At 39.6% G+C, this 18,309-nt stretch carries 10 protein-coding genes and 1 pseudogene; 1 reads left to right on the top strand and 10 read right to left on the bottom strand.

The genetic code is table 11. The annotated features are described in order from the left end of the window. Positions 1-159 precede the first annotated feature (159 nt). Complete coding sequence (locus tag LOC50_RS15950; RefSeq protein ID WP_248532527.1) at positions 160-2,247, top strand: bifunctional diguanylate cyclase/phosphodiesterase; 2,088 nt, start codon at positions 160-162, stop codon at positions 2,245-2,247. 26 nt (positions 2,248-2,273) lie between these two features. Here the strand turns inward: LOC50_RS15950 and LOC50_RS15945 are convergent. The 10 genes and pseudogenes from LOC50_RS15945 to LOC50_RS15900 form a co-directional block, all read right to left on the bottom strand. After that, positions 2,274-2,920 (bottom strand): annotated as a pseudogene (locus LOC50_RS15945) (response regulator). Positions 2,921-3,040: 120 nt separating this feature from the next. Then, on the bottom strand, positions 3,041-5,968 hold the full coding sequence (locus LOC50_RS15940; protein WP_036983752.1) for a TonB-dependent receptor: 2,928 nt from the start codon (positions 5,966-5,968) through the stop codon (positions 3,041-3,043). A 255-nt stretch (positions 5,969-6,223) separates the two neighbouring features. Further along, positions 6,224-7,039, bottom strand: coding sequence for a TlpA disulfide reductase family protein (locus tag LOC50_RS15935; protein ID WP_036983750.1), 816 nt, complete (start codon positions 7,037-7,039; stop codon positions 6,224-6,226). A 355-nt stretch (positions 7,040-7,394) separates the two neighbouring features. Next, entirely contained in the window at positions 7,395-8,111 is a 717-nt protein-coding gene (locus LOC50_RS15930; RefSeq protein WP_036983748.1) for an SIR2 family NAD-dependent protein deacylase, read from the bottom strand. Positions 8,112-8,138: 27 nt separating this feature from the next. Further along, positions 8,139-8,465, bottom strand: a complete 327-nt coding sequence (locus tag LOC50_RS15925) for a cyclic-phosphate processing receiver domain-containing protein (RefSeq protein WP_036983745.1) — start codon at positions 8,463-8,465, stop codon at positions 8,139-8,141. 416 nt (positions 8,466-8,881) lie between these two features. Continuing rightward, positions 8,882-9,979 carry a cell division protein FtsZ gene (locus LOC50_RS15920; RefSeq protein ID WP_036983743.1) on the bottom strand — a complete coding sequence of 366 codons (1,098 nt, stop codon included), beginning with the start codon at positions 9,977-9,979 and terminating at the stop codon, positions 8,882-8,884. A gap of 73 nt (positions 9,980-10,052) precedes the next feature. Next, positions 10,053-11,027 carry a helix-turn-helix transcriptional regulator gene (locus LOC50_RS15915; protein ID WP_036983742.1) on the bottom strand — a complete coding sequence of 325 codons (975 nt, stop codon included), beginning with the start codon at positions 11,025-11,027 and terminating at the stop codon, positions 10,053-10,055. Between the two features lie 247 nt (positions 11,028-11,274). Beyond that, positions 11,275-13,335 carry a DUF262 domain-containing protein gene (locus LOC50_RS15910; protein ID WP_081762929.1) on the bottom strand — a complete coding sequence of 687 codons (2,061 nt, stop codon included), beginning with the start codon at positions 13,333-13,335 and terminating at the stop codon, positions 11,275-11,277. Then, positions 13,328-14,833, bottom strand: a complete 1,506-nt coding sequence (locus LOC50_RS15905) for a DUF262 domain-containing protein (RefSeq protein WP_036983741.1) — start codon at positions 14,831-14,833, stop codon at positions 13,328-13,330. The genes LOC50_RS15910 and LOC50_RS15905 overlap by 8 nt, the downstream gene beginning before the upstream one ends. A 148-nt stretch (positions 14,834-14,981) precedes the next feature. Beyond that, positions 14,982-18,287, bottom strand: coding sequence for a type I restriction endonuclease subunit R (locus LOC50_RS15900; RefSeq protein WP_036983740.1), 3,306 nt, complete (start codon positions 18,285-18,287; stop codon positions 14,982-14,984). Between the last annotated feature and the right edge of the window lie 22 nt (positions 18,288-18,309).

The raw sequence follows: 18,309 nt of genomic DNA, 5'->3' as shown, positions 1-18,309 counted from the left end.
TTATTGGCCTTTACTATAAAAGTGCTTACCTGTGTTTTATTCAAATCACTATCTATTCAATCAATAAAAAATCACTTATTGAAATGCCGCTTACCATGCTAAATCACAATTTTATGTCTATTATATAAATAAAGTAATTCAATAACTGGAACCTATTTAATGGCTCCCAATAAAACTAATAATATACCGACTCATCAATATGTTACAAATGACCCATTGCACCAGCTTTTTGATGCTGTCGATTCTATCTCAGTACAAGGTTACGATGAGCAAAGACGTGTTATTTATTGGAACAAAGGCAGTGAATTGCTTTATGGGTATACACACCAAGAAGCCATTGGCAAAAAACTCGAAAATTTAATTATACCCGCACCAATGCGAGAGCCCGTTATTAAAGCGCATAGTAATTGGATTAAGTATGATATTGAAATTCCCGCATCAGAACTCATACTCAGACATAAAAATGGCAATGAGGTAGCCGTATTTTCAAGCCATGTTATGTTTACCAATCAGTACAATACCAAACAAATGTACTGTATTGATATTGATCTGTCTGAGGTTCACAAAGCACAAGCAGAAGCCGTATTTAATGCCACCATGCTCAAAACTTTATTTGAGGCAATTCCTGATTTATTTTTTGTACTAGAGCAAAATAGCACTATTACTGACTACCATGCAAACAATGAAAACGATTTATATATTTCACCTAACCAGTTTATTGGTAAAAAAATGGTGGATGTATTACCTGAAAAAATAGCGCAAAAGTTTCAGGTTCATATAGAAAAAACGATAGCACAAGACAGTATGGTCAGTTTTGAATACGAATTAAGCATGCCTGAAGGCGTAATTTATTACGAAGCGAGATTGCGTTTATTGCCCAAAACAAACCAAATTATGGTGATTATTCGTGATATTAGCGAACTACACCGCTCCGCTGAACTAATTCGCCATCAGGCCCACTTTGATAGTTTAACCGATTTGCCTAATCGCTTTTTATCTCTAGACCGCTTATCACAAATATTACTGGAAGCACAAAAGAGCCACGAAAAAGCCGCCGTGTTCTTTTTAGATCTTGATGACTTTAAAAAAGTAAATGACTCTTTAGGCCATGAAGTGGGGGATAAATTATTAATTGCGGCAGCAGCAAGATTACAGCAAACACTTAAAAAAAATGACACAATAGGCCGATTGGGCGGCGATGAGTTTATTGTTTTAATATCCAATTTAAATGATGAAAGCGATGCTTTAGCGATTGCTGAGCGGTTACTTCAAGCATTTAAGAAACCATTTAAACTTGTAGGTAGAGACTTAATACTGACATTAAGTATTGGTATTGCTATTTCCCCTAAGGATGGCACCTGCGCCTCGGTGTTGTTACGAAATGCCGACACCGCTATGTACCAAGCAAAAACCATGGGGCGAAACACGTTCTCTTTTTTCACCCCACAAATGAACGTCGCCATGCGTCGCCGCTTTGAAATAGAAGAGCAAATGCATGGTGCACTAGAGCGTAATGAATTTGAGCTTTATTACCAACCACAAATAGATGTAAAAACAAACACTATCGTTGGCGCTGAAGCTTTGCTTCGTTGGCATAATATAGTGTTAGGGGAAATCACCCCAGATGAGTTTATCCCAATTGCAGAGCAAACCGGCTTAATTGCGCCTATTGGTGTATTTGTTCTTCAACAAGCCTTACGCTTTTTAAATGAATGGCAATCAATTAACAAGCAAAACTATACCATGGCGATTAATTTATCACCGCGCCAATTCAGAGACCCGGAACTGGTCAATATAATTAAACACACTCTGCATAAAAATAGTATTAATAATGAATGTTTAGAGCTGGAAATTACCGAAGGGGTGCTGATGAATAGCCAAGCGTCAATTCATGATGCCTTATTGCAAATTGATGAGCTGGGCATAAAGCTGTCAATGGACGACTTTGGCACAGGCTATTCATCATTAAGTTACTTACGAGAATACCCTTTTGATGTGCTAAAAATTGACCGCAGCTTTATTACTGGCATAACAGATAACAAGGCAGACTGTAATTTAGTGAAAGCGGCCATAGCTATGTCACACAGCCTAGAAATAAAAGTAGTGGCTGAGGGGGTAGAAACCAAAGAGCAGCTAGATTTACTCAACGAGCTAAACTGCGATATTGCTCAGGGATTTTATTTAAGTAAGCCCTTGCCGGCCGCCAAGCTGCTCAATTTTTCATTGCGTTACTTAAAAGCACTTTAGTTAAAAAGTGCTTTTATAGTTATGTTTTAGCTCATGATTTTAAAGAGTAAATCGCGCACCGTAGCAGGCTCAAACGGTTTGTCACATATTGTATCCACACCCGCTTGAGCAATATTAGCTAAATGGGTATCGTTAGCTTCTAAGCTCACCATCAGAATTGGAATAGGCGAGTATGCATTCGATTGCCTTACCGTTTCAGCTAATTCTTTACCATCCATTTCTGGCATATTGTAGTCTGTAACAATTAAATCAAATGATTGGCTGTTTAACATTTCAATCGCTTGTTTAGCGTCTTCGGCCTCTACCGGTGCTAGAATTCCCATCCCCGCCAAGACACGTATTATATGTTTTCGCGCAAAACGGCTGTCATCAACCACAAGCACTCTAAGAAGCGTCACATCAAAGTGCTCTAGTTCCACTTGTTGCTCGGTATTACTATTACTGCGTATTGCCTGTAATAAAGAATCAGCTGTGCCATCACTTAAATACAGGCTGCTAATGACTAAATCAGGGTGATAATTTGATAAAGCAGCCAGCGCGTTTTCTTGAGTGCTGGCCGTTTCAATTTGTGTAACACCGCACTGAGCCAGTGATTTTTTATTAGCTTTTACTGAACTTCAGAAGGCTCAACTAATAAAATAGATAAGTTGGCTATTGCCGTTAAATCACTCATTTCAATTCTGTTATTATTAATTCTATAATTTTTATAACGCTCATTATAAAGTAATAACTTACAAGAAAAAGCTAAAACAGCAACAAAGCAGCTTGTTTACCCAAACTCAACACACTCAGCTTAAAAACGGTAGTTTATGCCCGCATAATAACGTCTTCCCGAATAGCTTGAGTTTAATAACCGAGACTCTGTATCATTACCTAGGCGCTTTACCGACTCAGATTTAGTTAAATTAATAACTGCAGCGGTCAAACTCAAATCCTCTAATAAATTAATCGAAGCATTTACATCAACTTGCTCGTATGGGTCTTGGTATACATTTAAGCCGCTGTTTAAACCCAACACGGTTTCACCGCGTTTATTATAAGAAGCACGAACATTAAAGGCATCTCCCTCATAATATATCGAGGTATTGTATTGATACTTAGCACTGCCTATTAATGGTGATTGGCCAAACTCTTTACCATTAACACTTACATCGGCTTTATTGGTTTTGTTATAAGTGTAGTTTGCATAAAAACCAAAACCACTATCAAAGGCATGCTGTATAAATACTTCCGCCCCTTTAGATACGGCATCAGTGCCATTACCTACTGTGCTATATGGCGATACAGTAATATTTCCTGCCTCAACTATGCCCTCTTTACCAGCAAAATCTTGTTGTACGTCAATAACTAAGGGAACAACAAAATTATCAACAGTTTTATGAAACAATGCTAAACCAATGGCAGAGCCTTCGCTGTAATAATATTCAATAGATAAATCAGCTTGCACCGACTCAAATGGCTTTAAGTTTTTATTACCGCCACTGCCACTAAAACCCGGGATTTCATTAAACTCAGCTCTATCGTCTGCCCACTCATCTGAGACAAACGTAATGCGTTGTTGTGCGCCTAAATCGGCATAATCAGGTCGTGACATCACTTTAGCAACCGCGCCTCGTACCACTACATCATCACTTATATCCCATGCAATATTAAAGCTAGGAAGAATTTGAGTATCGGTACTCTCTTGAGTAATAAGTTGATAGTCTTCAACAAATCGATCATCTCCGGTTACCGGCTCGCCGCTGTCATCATTGGTATGATCTAATAAATAAGTATATAGGTCGGTTGATGATGTCATGGTTTTAGTGCGCACCACCCGCACCCCTAAATTACCTCGCACGCTATTAAACTCAAAGTCACCTTGCAGATAAAACGCCGCTATTTGCTCTTCAATATCATAAATAAAGTTATCTTCTTTGCGTGTATACGGCACATAATGACTGGTCACAATATCGCGGTATTTTTGCCAATCAATACCAGGCATTTGGTTTATATTAAAACCACCCGCAATGTTACCTTCGTTAATAAACACGTCTTGTGCTAGTGGCATACCGTTGTTCCACTGATAACTGTCAAAACGTGTGATCCCCCCCTCGCTGGCTTCTGCTGCAGCAATATCAAAGTTAGGATCTAAAAAGAAGGTATTACCGGTTTCGCGATGCAGTGTAGCTTCTCGATACTTAACCCCTGTTTTAATTGTTCTTAAAATTCCCCAATCGGTATAAATATCAAAGTCAGCTTGATAGTAATCTTCTTCGAGTTCACTGCGCACAAAGCTTGAATTTGACGAGCCTGGATCGCGCCCACCGCCCACACCATTTAGTAAGTTAGCTAGCGTATTAGGGTCTATATTTAAACTAATATCGTTTTCATTAATTTGCCAACCCGCTTTTTGCGATGCATTTTCTATACGGCTTTCATTTTCACCGGCGTTTGAACTTTTATACGCCGCTTCCCAACTCTCCTTTGGCCCGCCTTCAGAGCGCGTATTGCCCGCCACAAAACGGGCTTTAAAATAATCGCCTTCATAGGTTAAATTAAAATCAAAGGTGTCTGAGGTCGACTCTTCACGCACATAAGAGCCTCGCATCCACGGCAATTGCATATCATTCTCTGCGCCACTCGCAGCTGCATCAAATTGCATCCCATTGATAATAGTGCCCGACTCATCCAAACTTACATCGGTTAAAAAGTCTGGATTTAAAGACCATTCAGGTATATCAATCACCGACTCAGTTCTATTTTTATCAAGTGAAAATCCAAAATAGTTAAAGCCAATTTCAACACGGCTGGTTGGGCGCCACTGCGTGCTAAATTGCACTCCTTCTCGCTCACGTAATTCGTTTACAATTGAGCCACGAACCACTTGAGGAAACCAAACATCGTCATAACTATTACCCTGAGCATCACTTATTGAGCCCCACTGATTATTATTATCAACCAGCTCGCCATTGGTATCTATCGGGTTATCACCGACAAAGCGCCATACGTTTGCATCTGTGCCTCCTGAGAGAGTTCGGTTAGTGCGTTTTTGTGAGGTGTAACCAAACAACACACCAAAAGTATCAGCCTCATTCTTCCAAGAATAAAGTGCGGTTACTTGGGGCTCAGACTCTTCAGTCACATCGGCATAAGTGCTTTCAATATTAATCACCCCTGAGTTTGCATCCATACTTAGCGGCTTACGACTATGCATTAATACCGTGCCGCCCACGCCACCTTCATCTAAACGTGCCTCTGGTGATTTATACACTTCCACGCTTTCAATCATGGCTGAGGGCAGTAATGCATAATCAAACGAACGAGATGGCTCACCTGGTGATGACGCAATAAAATTACCATTTAGCTGAGAAAAGGTTAGCTCAGATGATAACCCCCTAATACTTACCGATGAGCCCTCGCCTCCGTCACGGTCAATCACGACCCCTGGTACGCGTTGTAATGAATCTGCGACATTTTTATCAGGGAACTTACCAATATCTTCTGCTGTTATGGCATCAACCACAGAGCTCGATAAACGCTTTATATCTAAATTAGCCGCCATACTGGAACGAATACCACGCACCTCAATGACTTCCATATCTTTGCTTTTTAATGTTTTATCTTCTGCTTCATCAGCATATGCATGATTAATCACAGATAAAATAGAGATGCACAGCGTTGATTTAATAAAAAGTGGAAGAGAGTGATGTACAGCGTGGGTTATCCGATGAGCGGTCATAGTTTTAACAGTTCCATTTAAAATACAGTTAATACTTAAAGATGATCGTACTAGCTAAAGATGGTACGAAAAAAGTAGCTGTATTTTACATAACCAAGCTTAATAGTTTGTTAATGCAAACTGATAAGTAACTGAATAAACTATCAAAAAACAGTCAATTCAAATAAAGGTAGGAAGTTAAGCAGCAAAATTGCTATTTAGCTGCTTTTTAAAAGGGCATAAAAAGGAATGACGCGATTAAACAGCAATACACCGTTATTTATTATCACTAATAGCTTGAATATAATAGCCTAAACTCGCATGAGAAAGCTCTCCCATATGACTGGTGACTAACTCACCTTGGCTGTTATAAAACAAAGTGGTTGGTAAGCCCGCAGCACCTGATTCGCGACTCACATTACTACTTTGATCAAAAAACACATGATTAAGGTCGAGTTGCTGTTCATCAAGGAACGCTTTTACCGTGTGTAAGTCTTCGCCTTGGTTTACAAACGCCACCGTAATATTTGGATTATTTTTTTGAGCCGCTTGTAGCACCGGCATTTCTTTTCGACACGGCGGACACCACGACGCCCAAAAGTTAATCACCACCGGCTTACCTTTAAAGTTTTGTAAGTTAACTTGCTGCCCTTGAATATTATGCACAACAGACTGCGGTAACTGCACACCCGTTTGGTAAATAGACAGCGCAAAATTAGGAATAATCATTGAACAAAAACCAACAAACCCAGCAATAGCGTAGTGTTTCATTACCGCTTTTTTACCACGGGCATAAAACGCTAAAACCACTATGCCGCTGAGCCAACCATAATAACCAATAAAACCACCGTCGCTAATATTAAAAAGCTGCCACCAATTACCTTGATAAGCATCCCACATAGTAAACACAAACGCTAAACGCGAGACTAAAAAGCCCACCACAATTGCTTTAAAAACCGTATCTAAAATCGCTTTTTGTAATGGATGTTGGCGCGTTAATAAATAGGTAAGCCCCCAAAAAATGCCTAACCCTAAAAAAATAATTAACTGAGAAATGGAAATAACCAAAGGTCCAAGAGAAATACTTAACATTGCTACCGTCTTCTTAATAATGTATTTAAGTACCTAAAATAACGAGTACCAGCGTGAATTAAATACCAACAATAACATAATGTAAGTTGTACTGATTATTAATAACGCATAATAGGTTATGTATACCAGCAGCAATACATAACCTATTTAACCTGAACTTTGGTTAAGAGATTTACTAACGTATTGAATCAAAATTGATATTTATGTTTATTTTCTCTAGCCAGAGATTTCCAGTGAAAACAAGGCGAAATTACGCGTCAATAGCTCGCCTATTGCAAGTAAATTCAACGTAGTTAGCGCTGTAAATAGCTGCTTGAGATAGATTTATTATCCAGAGTTCAGGTTATTTACCTAACTAACCTTGTTGCTGTATGTACTCCAATGCAGTCATTTTTTTATAGCTTACGTTTGTATGCATAACGTGAACTGGATCAGGGTCAACAATTTCAATTGGAATAGCATAATTACGCGCAATATCCAGCGCCATTTGAGTAATGTTCACGCTAAACGAAGTACCCATAAACACCATTTTATCGGCATCAATCATTCGCTGTTGTGCTTCAGTAATACGGTAAAGTTCCGTGTAATATTCATCAAATAGCAGCACATAGGGTTTAAACGAGCGATTGACCTTAGGATTATTATTTTCAATGTTAAACAGCTCAAGTAATGAGTCATTTAAACGATTTTCATCGACCTTATCCCAAGGTGCTGTTTGCGGTTTTACCAGACCATTTTTATGAAATAAGGTCATTTGATCAAGCCGCCCATGAATAGCAATATAATTTTTATTACCGGATTTGCCGTCTAGCCCGTCAATATTTTGGGTAATTAGGTTTTTGTCGCTAAGCCAATGATGCACCTCGTTAGGGCCATGATTACGATAGGTAGCAAAGCGATGATAATACCAAGCTAAAAATTCTCGCGGATTATTTTTATACATGGCACGGGTTGCCATTTGCATGGGTGTATAATTTTTACTGCCAATGGTCCAAAAGCCATCCTCACCACGAAAAGTTGGAATACCACTAGCAGCACTCACACCAGCTCCTGTAATGTATAACGTATTCATAAAAATATTCCTGTTTACTTGCAAAGCTCACCACTCGCCATCACAGCGTTTAGAACCCTTTTGATTTTTAGCCAGTAAATTAATTTGTGTAATTGCGCGTTCCATTTTAATTCGTGCTGAGCTATTGGCTGAATGAACGGCTATTGTTGGCGGTACAAAGCCATCAATAAACACTGCCTGCTCAATCCAAAGTAAAACGTCATAGCCAGTGCCTTTATTATCATTCCCTAAATCATGGTCAAGGCTAAGCAGCTTTACTTTACCAGTCTTCAAAAGTTTAATCACTTCACTAGGCCAAAAGGCTCTGAACCAACCGGTTGGTGTTTCTCTTTCATCATCTAAATATACATTCATAGGGTTATCTCACTGAAAAATGTATTCAGACTCTCAAAGCAGTAACTAGGGCCTGTTTATCTTTCGAGGTTGAATTTGCAGCAGTCTGTTTGGTAATTAGGCAAGACAGAGCCTATGTAGTGTGGTTGTTCCCCATAAATAGGCGATAACGTAGCATAAATGCCAAACAGGCGCTGCCCGAAGGGTTTCTGCCTAGGGGTCATTTACTCTTTGTTGCCTACATGGATGTAGGTAAGGGGCGTGAGCAGGACGCGGAAGCTTTGCTCGGTTTTTACTAATTCTTACATGGATGTAAGCCAGTAGAATAACGCAGGAGCAGTTATCGAGCCCACTAGGTTACAAACCTCGCGCCGCGATTAAATGGCCCCTAGATTGAACAAATTTTAATCCTGAAAGGTCAACAGGCCCTAACATAGTTATTTTCCACAAGGAGCTGGTGCTTGATTACGTATAAACGCTGGTATGTCAAAAATATCAGAAGCTTGAGGTTTAGCTCTTGCAGCTGGCGACTGTTCGGTTTCGCTACTAGGCGCATTATCGAAAGGTTCAACAATTATCTTAGCGCTTGCTCCTGTGGCGATGATCAACAGTTCATAATTCATTGCTAAATTTTCAATTTTAGAAACACCACAAATAACTAACGCGTTTGGGCTGACCCGCTGGCGCACTGTATCGGTAATGAGGTTATAACTACCGAGTGAAATTTCATCTTTGCAATTTACTTGTATTATTACACCCGTACTTGATGACATATCTACCTGATTAACAAGTGGGTTATTGAGTGCACTATCAAGTGCAGTAGTAAGCTCGTTTTCTTCATCGCATTTACCAACACCTAGGACTGCATCACCCTGGCAATCCATAATTTTAGCAAAGTCATTTAAATCAACATTTATAAGCCCTTGAAAACAAAGCATATCGATGAGTGATTTTATCAGTGAGTGGAGTATTTGGTTTGAGTGTTTAAACGCATCAAATAATCCTATATCGTTACCAAGCACTTCAATAAGTTGATCGTTAGGGAGCGTAATAACCGCATTAGCATGCTCTTTAAGCTCATTTAAACCTGCTTGCGCTATATTATTTCTAAACTGTCCTTCACTACTAAATGGCAGTGTAGCAACAAATATAATGGGCTTACCTTGCTCACTAGCAAGCTCTGCAATATACGGGCTAGCGCCAGTCCCAGTACCGCCACCCAACCCTGTTGCACACAGAATTATATCGCAGCCATTAATAAGCATTAAAAGCTGCTCTTTACTCTCTTCCGCCGCTTGCAGCCCAACTTTAGGGTCGGCTCCTGCACCATACCCATGAGTGAGCTCTGCACCTATCAGTACTGCTTCATCACTCTGTGTATGCTCAAGCACTACTTTGTCGGTATTAACGCTGTACAAGTGCGCCTGCTCAGACTCGCGTTGTTCAAAAATACTATTAAGCGTATTACATCCACACCCACCAATGCCAAATACACCAATCGATAAACCATCATTTTGCTGAATTAATTGAAACATAACCACTCCTTAACTTTTAAAGGAGCATAACAAATAGGTGCGTCAAAAATTGACGCACTCAAATTAATTAGCGTTATTGATAGTTACTAGCAGCCGCTTTAAGCTTTGTGGTAATTCTTTTTCTAATGCGCTCAGGTTTAATAACTTCCAGCCAATGAGCACATTTAAATAGCTCATCGGTTAATTGTTCAGTATCAATAGTTTGATAGGTAAATAATACATTTTTTTCATCAATATGTTGCTTGTCAGTCAGCTCACCAAGCTCAATAAACCCTTGATTAACCGCCGAGTCGCTGGGTACTTTCACAACTAACTCAATCGTTTCTTGCTTCATACCTTTATTAATCGCACTGCGTAACGACTTTAACTGCTCAGCAGTTGGCTCTCGTCGTGTTTTTTGCAGGATATGAACATTGCGAATGCGATAAACCGGCATCTGGTAACATTTATCGTGAAGCGACCCCACCATAAACTGCGCCATTAACACGCCGCCTTGCTCAACTAAGTTATAAAAACTCAGCTCAGTAAATTTTAACCAATGTGCCTCATCGTACAGCACTCTATAAAGCTCAGCGCTCACAGCACGCTTATGCTTAATCGCATGCTCAATTTGCGCAACTAATTTGCTATCAATATTCACTTTTAACGACGGTTTTGGCAGAGTTGAAAGCCAGTCAGGCACATGCCCATTAACACGTTTAAGCGCCTGCTCTGCTTTAATATGAACTGAGCGTTTAACATCGCTCGGTATAGATTGCGGTAGTAATTGCTCTAGCAGCAAATAATGCTCTGCAACTTCGGTACTCATTACTCTTGAGTTGCTACTTCGCCACTGCGCATTGATAGACCAGCCATAGGGCTTACTGCGGCTATCTTTTTCAAGCCCAAAGCAACCTTGCTCGTAAAGTGATTGTAGATCGCGTTGCAGCATACGAATTGAAATATCAAAGCCACGTTCAAGCAATTTTTGCTGCAACTGGTGGGTCGAGATAGAGCCAGGCGCTATTGGCACAAACTCTAAAATTAATAAATGGCGGTGTGAATTCATTATGCCTTACTCAATATATAAAGGTGAGATAGAACATCATGGCTTTTTATCTTCCACAAAAAATTAAGATGCTGATTCAACCTAACAAATTACACCCATTAAAATTCCACGCAGTTAGCCTAAAATAGCTGCTTAAAAAAGATTTATTACCCAAATCGGGGCTTCTATTTGCTTTGGCAAAGCACTTAACGCTTAACTCTCATGGCAGTGGTCAAATTCACTTGCTCTACAAGCTTTAATCGCATAATTATTCCGTGTAACCATAATGCTCTGCTAACGCTGTTAACATTTCTTTCTGGTGTTGTTTTATTTGCTCCTTTTGCCAATCATTTTGCTCTTTCAACAGTTTAAACATGGCTTTTAACTTTAAAGAGTCATATTGCGGTTTGGCTTCAAAATCAACCCATTTTTTCTTAACCGCCTGGTTGCTGTATGACGAATTTTCACCAGGGCTTAATAAAACTAAATTACCAAATGCATCTAAAAAGTCTCGCTCCAACACATTTTGATGCTCTTCACGCTGTGGATATACGTGCTCAACAGAATTTTTAGCTGTTATACGATACTTTTTAAACTGCTCTAGCTGCCTATCTGGCTCTTTTTTCCACAAAACATATTCTAGTTTTTGAAACCAATAATGTTCAAAACTGGTTCCTCTCGCTTGGGCAAAATAACCAACTTTTGCTTGCCAAGAATCTACTTCTGGTTGCTGTTGTTTAGCTTGCTTGAAACTGGCTATTTTTTGAGTTTCAGACTCACTAGCCATTGATAAATCGTTATCAATTTTTTCAAGCAGCGCTATAGCTTGCGCATCTTCAGTAATATTACCTTTTATCAAGCCTGCAATAAATGGTGTGATCCAATACTGTGCACTGCGTTCACCGGTAAAGTTACGTACGCTTTGCAGCATAACTAGTTCGTTTAACTCTTTTTGGCTACGATTAATGTACCACTTGCCACTTGATTCGCTTCGTGTCAGGTAGGTTAAACGTAATTGTTCGTCATCATTATCATCACGTTCAACCCATTTAACTACCCAACGATCAAATTGATAACGCACTTGCCACAACGTTTTAATAAACTCTTTAACTTTGTCTTCACTGGCGTTTGTTAATGGCTCAAAGGTTTCTAGTAGCTTATCAGCATGTACACGAGGAATAACATCATTAGTGTCTTCACCTAACTCTACAGCACGGTTAGCCAAATAAATGCGGTAAGCGTGGATAAGTAATAATGGGAAACTAATAATGGGACGACAATATACGGTTTCGGTTTCTAAATCGTAGGTGCCAGCGTCCTGCTCATTGTCAGGTTTGCAGCCTTCATCTTCTTTGCAACTAGTCTCTGTACTTGCTTTTAATTGCTCTGCTAGTTGCATAATAGTTAAGCCCTGTTTTTGCGTAGTGCTGCTAGCATTTTTTACAAATAACGTTTCGTCAAAGAAAGCTAAATGCTCTGCTTTAATATCATTCCACTTTGCGTTAGGAAAAACTTTACGTACATTACGTTCAAAGTAATTTTCCATATGTTCGCATGCTAACCACATGGCATCGAATAAAGGCTTATCTGTAGAAACTTGTTTAAGCAGTTTTGATTTTAATATATCAGCCTGCTCAAGCTGTATCCCGGCAGTATTCATGGTGGCGAATAAGCGGTTTAAATCCATTTGCTTAGGTACAATATTATTTACCCATTGCACATGATTAAAAATGTAATCGCCTAATAAAATGCGATCTTCGTGCTTAAGGGCTTTTACTTGTTGTTCTAATACTTGTAACGCTGCATATATGCGCTTTAAATATGGGTTTTCACCGATGGCTTCTAGCCCAGGGAATACGTAATCATCTAGACCAGCCAAACTACCTAACAATTGTTGAACTTGATCACGAATAGTAAATTGCAGTCTCGGCTGCTTTTTAAATGCCGCAATACCTGCAATGGCGGAATCAACTTTTGCCATTTTAAAAGCAAGCGCAATAAGTATTAACGTGGTGGTGCGTTGCTGGCCATCAATTAGCTCATAAAAGCTATTACCATCTTCATCTTGCTCAATTGAAGTAAGCACTGTACCAATAAAGTAATTAGCTTCTTTAGCCACTCGTGCATCATTAATATCTTTAAAGAGTTTTAATACAGCCTCATCAGGCCAAACATAAGGGCGTTGATAACTCGGTATACTAAATTGATATTCATTCGTTTGAATGTAATTTAATGTCAGCACCTGCGTTTCAACGCGATCTTGTGTCATTTGGCATACCTTGTCTTTAGTGTATTCTTTATTAACAACATTACTAAATGAGTTATCCATGTAGCACTCCATCCATTTTACGCTTGCTTAATACTAAAATATAATCATCTATCTTTGCGGTATAAGTATCAGCAAGCTCTTGTGCAGCAAGGCTAGTAATAACTTTTATTCCAAAATATTCACATACCTTAAATATAAAGCGTTTTTTAACGCTGTTTTTATCAACCGCTAAATTGGCAGGATCAGTTTTAAAACTAAAACGATCTAAATAATCAAAACACATGTTTGGTGTGTAACTAGCTGTAATCCAGTCAAGAACTGGATTATCGCGAACAAACGCTGATATGGAGTTTTCTCTCACTGCTTTTTGGTTGCTTACTCTTAGTGAGTAGATAACTCGAAACAGTTTTTTCGCGGCAATATCCAGTTGCTGTTCGCCAAATTGGCTAATGTAAATAAGCAATGCGGTGTCGTATAATCCTTTAACGTAACTACAACCGTCGAGTTGGCAGATCAGGTTTTGATAAAAATGGAAAAAGCGTGCAAGGGGGCTCCCTACTTGCACGGTATTATTTGCAGTTACCTGATTATTCTTAATAACACTGGTTAAGTACTTGCTTCTTAATTGCTCAAAATAGCTTAAATAATGAATGGTATTTATACCGCTATTTAACGGCTGCCTTAGCTCATAACCTTGTTGCGCTTGTTTGTCTATTTGGCCACCATCAGTTAAGTAAATTCGTTCAAATCGACCAAAAGCAATATCATCACCTTTACCGGTGCTTTCGCCAAGTTCATGTACTACAGCGCTTCTAACTAAATGTGGTTGACGGTGAGAAGGCACACTTCGGTTATACAATTTTTGCCAGTAGCGACCTTTAACTAGTAAGGCAACAACTGGGTTTAAATCGCCCAACGCTTCCCACTTAGCGGCAAACTCATTTTGGTTTTTCCGTGCAATAGCCCTAAGATGATGCGCTTTAATTATGTCTGGACCACTTAACCTTACCCCACCGGTATTCTGAGTTTCAAAAAAACGATAAGCATCATCTTCTGAGCGCGTAACAACAAGCGTCAAATTGATTTTATTTGCATCAAATGTAGCTATTTGGCTAGCATTACTGCTTTTCAGGAATTGCTGTAACCAAGCAAGGTTTTTAATGATTTGTTGTTGCGATTCTGGTGAGTCGTAGCTTAGGTTAAGTTCAAATACATCTAGTTCATTTTGCTGATTAGCCAAACTTTTCACATAGGCAATCAATGCTAAAGTGGTTAAGCGTTGCTGACCATCAATAATATTTAACTGTCCATTCTCTGCTGACTGATGCAAAATCACGCTGCCTAAGTAATACCCATAAGCAGTGTCACTTTGTGCTAAATCACTTAAAAACAGCTGATAATCACTAAGCAGTTTTTTTATTTGCACTTCCCCCCAGCGATAAGGTCGCTGATATTCAGGTATGGCTAACTTACCATGAATTTCAGTTCCATTAGCACTGACAATACTTTTCTTACTGTACAACTGAGCTAAAGTACAACTTGCAACTTCAACCGCCATGTCATCTCCTTGTAGTTAAAAAATTGCCAGATAAAAAATAACCTTATCCAACCTGTCATCACCCTTTCAATTCTAAAACTTATACTCGCAACAAAAACGTTACTAATGTTCAACAATCATCAGCAAAACAAACGAATCATCATCGGCTTTACACCTCTTTATTCGCTTTTACATTTTGCGCTTGCTCAAATATTTCTTTGTATACTTCATCGCGGCTGATTGGTGGGTATTTAAATTTAGCGAGTATTAAAATCAGCTCGACTTTTAGTGATGATTTAATATCGTCGCGGTGATTCCAATCAACAAATTTAACTTTATCGTCTACAATTACTTTTACTGCTTGAGCAAGCTCAATGAGCTTGTCTTCGGGGTAGTCAAAGTCGTATTTAATGGCGAGCATTTTTAAGGCGTCGTAAAAGCCTTTTTCTTCAATATCAATGCCTAGCTCGTCGCCGGCGTTCATTTCGTCGCGTACGCTGTAAATCATATCAACCATACTGTCTGAAAATTCATCAAGTACGCTACTTACCAGTACGTCATCTTCTTTTCGTTCGTTGTAGCGCTGTACCAGCGATTCAAAGCGTTTAGTAAAGTCGATACCTTGGGTTTGGTTTACTTTTTTAAGCTCGCCTATGGCTTTAGCTAGCATTTGTTGCAGTATTTTTATTTTGGTATTGGGGAGTTTTATTTTTTCTATTTTAGCGATGTAGTCGTCATTAAAAATATCAATTTCGCCGCCGTCTTCATTACCGAGTTTAAATACTTCTTTTACGCCGTCGCTTTGTAGGGCCTCGCTTATCATTTCACGTACTTTGGCGTTCATTTGCGCGGTATCGGGCGCTTCGCCTTTGGTTAACTTGTAAATAATAGAACGAATGGCAAGGTAAAAGTGAATGTGGTTTCGCTCGTTTTCGTTTATTTTTTCACTGCCACAACATACATCGTAAGCGGCTTTTAAACGCTTTACTAAATCCATAAAACGCTTTTGGCGTTTTTCGGTAATTAGCGCAAACTCAGCGGCGTGGTTTAAACAGTTTAGCTGGGCAACGGCTTCGCCTGTAAAGTAGGGGCTGCTGTCAAATTTATGAAATAACTCGGCAAGTAACGCCAAGTGGTTTTTTACCTCAATAACCGAGGCGGTAATGTCTTCAAAATTGGTTTCGTCAGTTTTTGAATACTGCGCTAACGCTTTATTCATTTCAGATTTAATACCAATGTAGTCAACCACTAAGCCTTTATCTTTGCCTTCAAACTGGCGGTTAACCCGCGAAATAGTTTGTATTAAGCTGTGCTTTTGCAATGGCTTATCTATGTACATGGTATCTAAAAATGGCACATCAAAACCGGTTAGCCACATATCGACCACTATGGCTATTTTAAAGTTTGAGTTTTTGTTTTTAAATTGCTTATCAAGCTCTTTACGTTCGTCTTTACTGCCAAGTAAATTATATAAGCGTTCAACGTCGTCTTTACCACGGGTCATCACCATTTTTACTTTTTCAGAGGGGGCTGCAATACGGCCCTCGCTAATAGCGCGCTTTCGCTCGGTATCTGATAGTGTTTGCGCGTCTTCGGTATCTACTACATCAAACCACTGTGGGCGTAATTCTTCTAGCTCTTGATACAGCTGATAGGCAATGCCACGCGAGCTACACACAAACATCGCCTTTCCTGCAATGGTAGAACCTTCCTCAACGCGTTTTTCGTAATGTTCAACAAAGTCCCTTGCTAATACACGTATGCGGTCAGGATCGCCTAAAATGCTATTCATGTTAGCGGTGGCTTTTTTACTGTCTTCTATTTGCAGTTCGTTACTGCCTGCATCGGCGCACTCTTTGTAATAAGCTTCAATTTCGGCCAGCTTGCTATTGTTTAAACACACCTTGGCGGCGCGGCCTTCGTACACAATGCGTACGGTTATTTCATCTTTAACCGACTCAGTCATGGTGTACGAGTCAACCACTTCACCAAACACATCAAGCGTGGCGTCTACTGGGGTGCCGGTAAAACCAACATAGGTAGCGTTTGGCAGTGAATCGTGCAGGTATTTAGCAAAACCAAAGGTCTTTTTTACGCCTTTGTCGGTAATGGTAATTTTTTGATCAAGATTTACTTGGCTACGATGCGCCTCATCAGAAATACAAATAACGTTAGTGCGGTCGGTTAATAACTGGGTATCTTCGGTAAATTTATGAATGGTGGTTAAAAATACCCCACCACTGTTACGCCCTTCAAGTAACTCACGTAAGTGAGTACGGCTGGTCACTGTTTTTACCGTATCGTCGCCAATGTAGGTTTTAGCATTGCCAAATTGCTGCGAAAGTTGATCGTCTAAATCGGTTCGGTCGGTAATTAAAATAATGGTGGGGCTTTTAAGCTCAACGCTTTTCATCAACAAGCGTGTTAAAAATTGCATGGTGTAACTTTTACCGCAACCCGTTGCGCCAAAATACGTACCGCCTTTACCATCGCCTTGTGGCTTTAAGTGGCGTTTTATATTTTCGAACAGTTTATTAGCCGCATAATATTGCGGGTAACGCGGCACAATTTTTATCTCTTTTTTGCCTGCGTTTTTATTATCAGAATCCGGGAAAAACACAAAGTTGCGCATTACATCGCGCAAACGCGCTTTATCAAACAAGCCCTGCAATAAGGTATGTAACGAGTTAATCCCCTCTTGCGCGGTTAGCTCTTGCCCCGTTACTTTTCCCCACGAGTAAAAAAACTGATACGGCGCAAATAAGTTACCCATTTTATTGTTTACGCCATCGCTTATAACGCACAAGGTATTAAACACAAATAACTGCGGAATAGCGCGCCTGTAGCGTACCGTTAACTGCTCATACGCTTCAAAAATTGGGGCTTGTTCGCGTATTGCGCTTTTAAATTCAAACACCACTAATGGCAAGCCATTCACATATAAAATGCCATCAGGAATACGCAGTTCAATGTTGTCGTAACTGGTGGGGCTTTCTATTTCTAACTGGGTAACAAACCGGTAAATATTGTCGTCTTGCAGGTAAGTAACGCTGGCTTCACTTACTTTATCTAAAGTAGCCATAGCACTGCCTGCTATTATGCTACTTTTAATACCTTGCTCAACGTTATCGTAATCTAGCAGCTGAACATACAAATCTTTTTGCGCTGCACTGCCTGCAACCCTGCCTCGCTCGCGTGTAAGCAAAAAGCCATCACTCAGCCACTTACAAAAGGTTTTATTACTTTCGTATAAATCACTGGCAGGGAGTTTTTCGAGCTTTGCAATTATTGAGTCTACTTCACCCGTGGTAATATTATTTTTAGCATAACGCTTGGTTAAAAAAGCACGGAGGTCGTCTTTAATTAATACTTCGCTGTTACTACGAGTAAGCTCACCACCTAATAAATGCGGGTAGCCTTGCTCGCCTAATAACTCAACCACCGCTTGTTCTAATTTGGCTTCAGTAAATTTCATCAAACATCCTTATTCTTTTTAT

The organism is Pseudoalteromonas sp. SCSIO 43095 (assembly GCF_023650455.1).
In the GTDB taxonomy this organism is placed as follows: domain Bacteria; phylum Pseudomonadota; class Gammaproteobacteria; order Enterobacterales; family Alteromonadaceae; genus Pseudoalteromonas; species Pseudoalteromonas tetraodonis.
The sequence above is the reverse complement of the archived record's forward strand: the minus strand, read 5'-3'. Positions and strand labels throughout refer to the sequence as shown.

Coding starts and splice junctions, on each gene's coding strand:
- LOC50_RS15950 (WP_248532527.1), top strand. CDS start 160: ATGGCTCCCAATAAAACTAATAATATACCGACTCATCAATATGTTACA.
- LOC50_RS15940 (WP_036983752.1), bottom strand. CDS start 5,968: ATGACCGCTCATCGGATAACCCACGCTGTACATCACTCTCTTCCACTT.
- LOC50_RS15935 (WP_036983750.1), bottom strand. CDS start 7,039: ATGTTAAGTATTTCTCTTGGACCTTTGGTTATTTCCATTTCTCAGTTA.
- LOC50_RS15930 (WP_036983748.1), bottom strand. CDS start 8,111: ATGAATACGTTATACATTACAGGAGCTGGTGTGAGTGCTGCTAGTGGT.
- LOC50_RS15925 (WP_036983745.1), bottom strand. CDS start 8,465: ATGAATGTATATTTAGATGATGAAAGAGAAACACCAACCGGTTGGTTC.
- LOC50_RS15920 (WP_036983743.1), bottom strand. CDS start 9,979: ATGTTTCAATTAATTCAGCAAAATGATGGTTTATCGATTGGTGTATTT.
- LOC50_RS15915 (WP_036983742.1), bottom strand. CDS start 11,027: ATGAATTCACACCGCCATTTATTAATTTTAGAGTTTGTGCCAATAGCG.
- LOC50_RS15910 (WP_081762929.1), bottom strand. CDS start 13,335: ATGGATAACTCATTTAGTAATGTTGTTAATAAAGAATACACTAAAGAC.
- LOC50_RS15905 (WP_036983741.1), bottom strand. CDS start 14,833: ATGGCGGTTGAAGTTGCAAGTTGTACTTTAGCTCAGTTGTACAGTAAG.
- LOC50_RS15900 (WP_036983740.1), bottom strand. CDS start 18,287: ATGAAATTTACTGAAGCCAAATTAGAACAAGCGGTGGTTGAGTTATTA.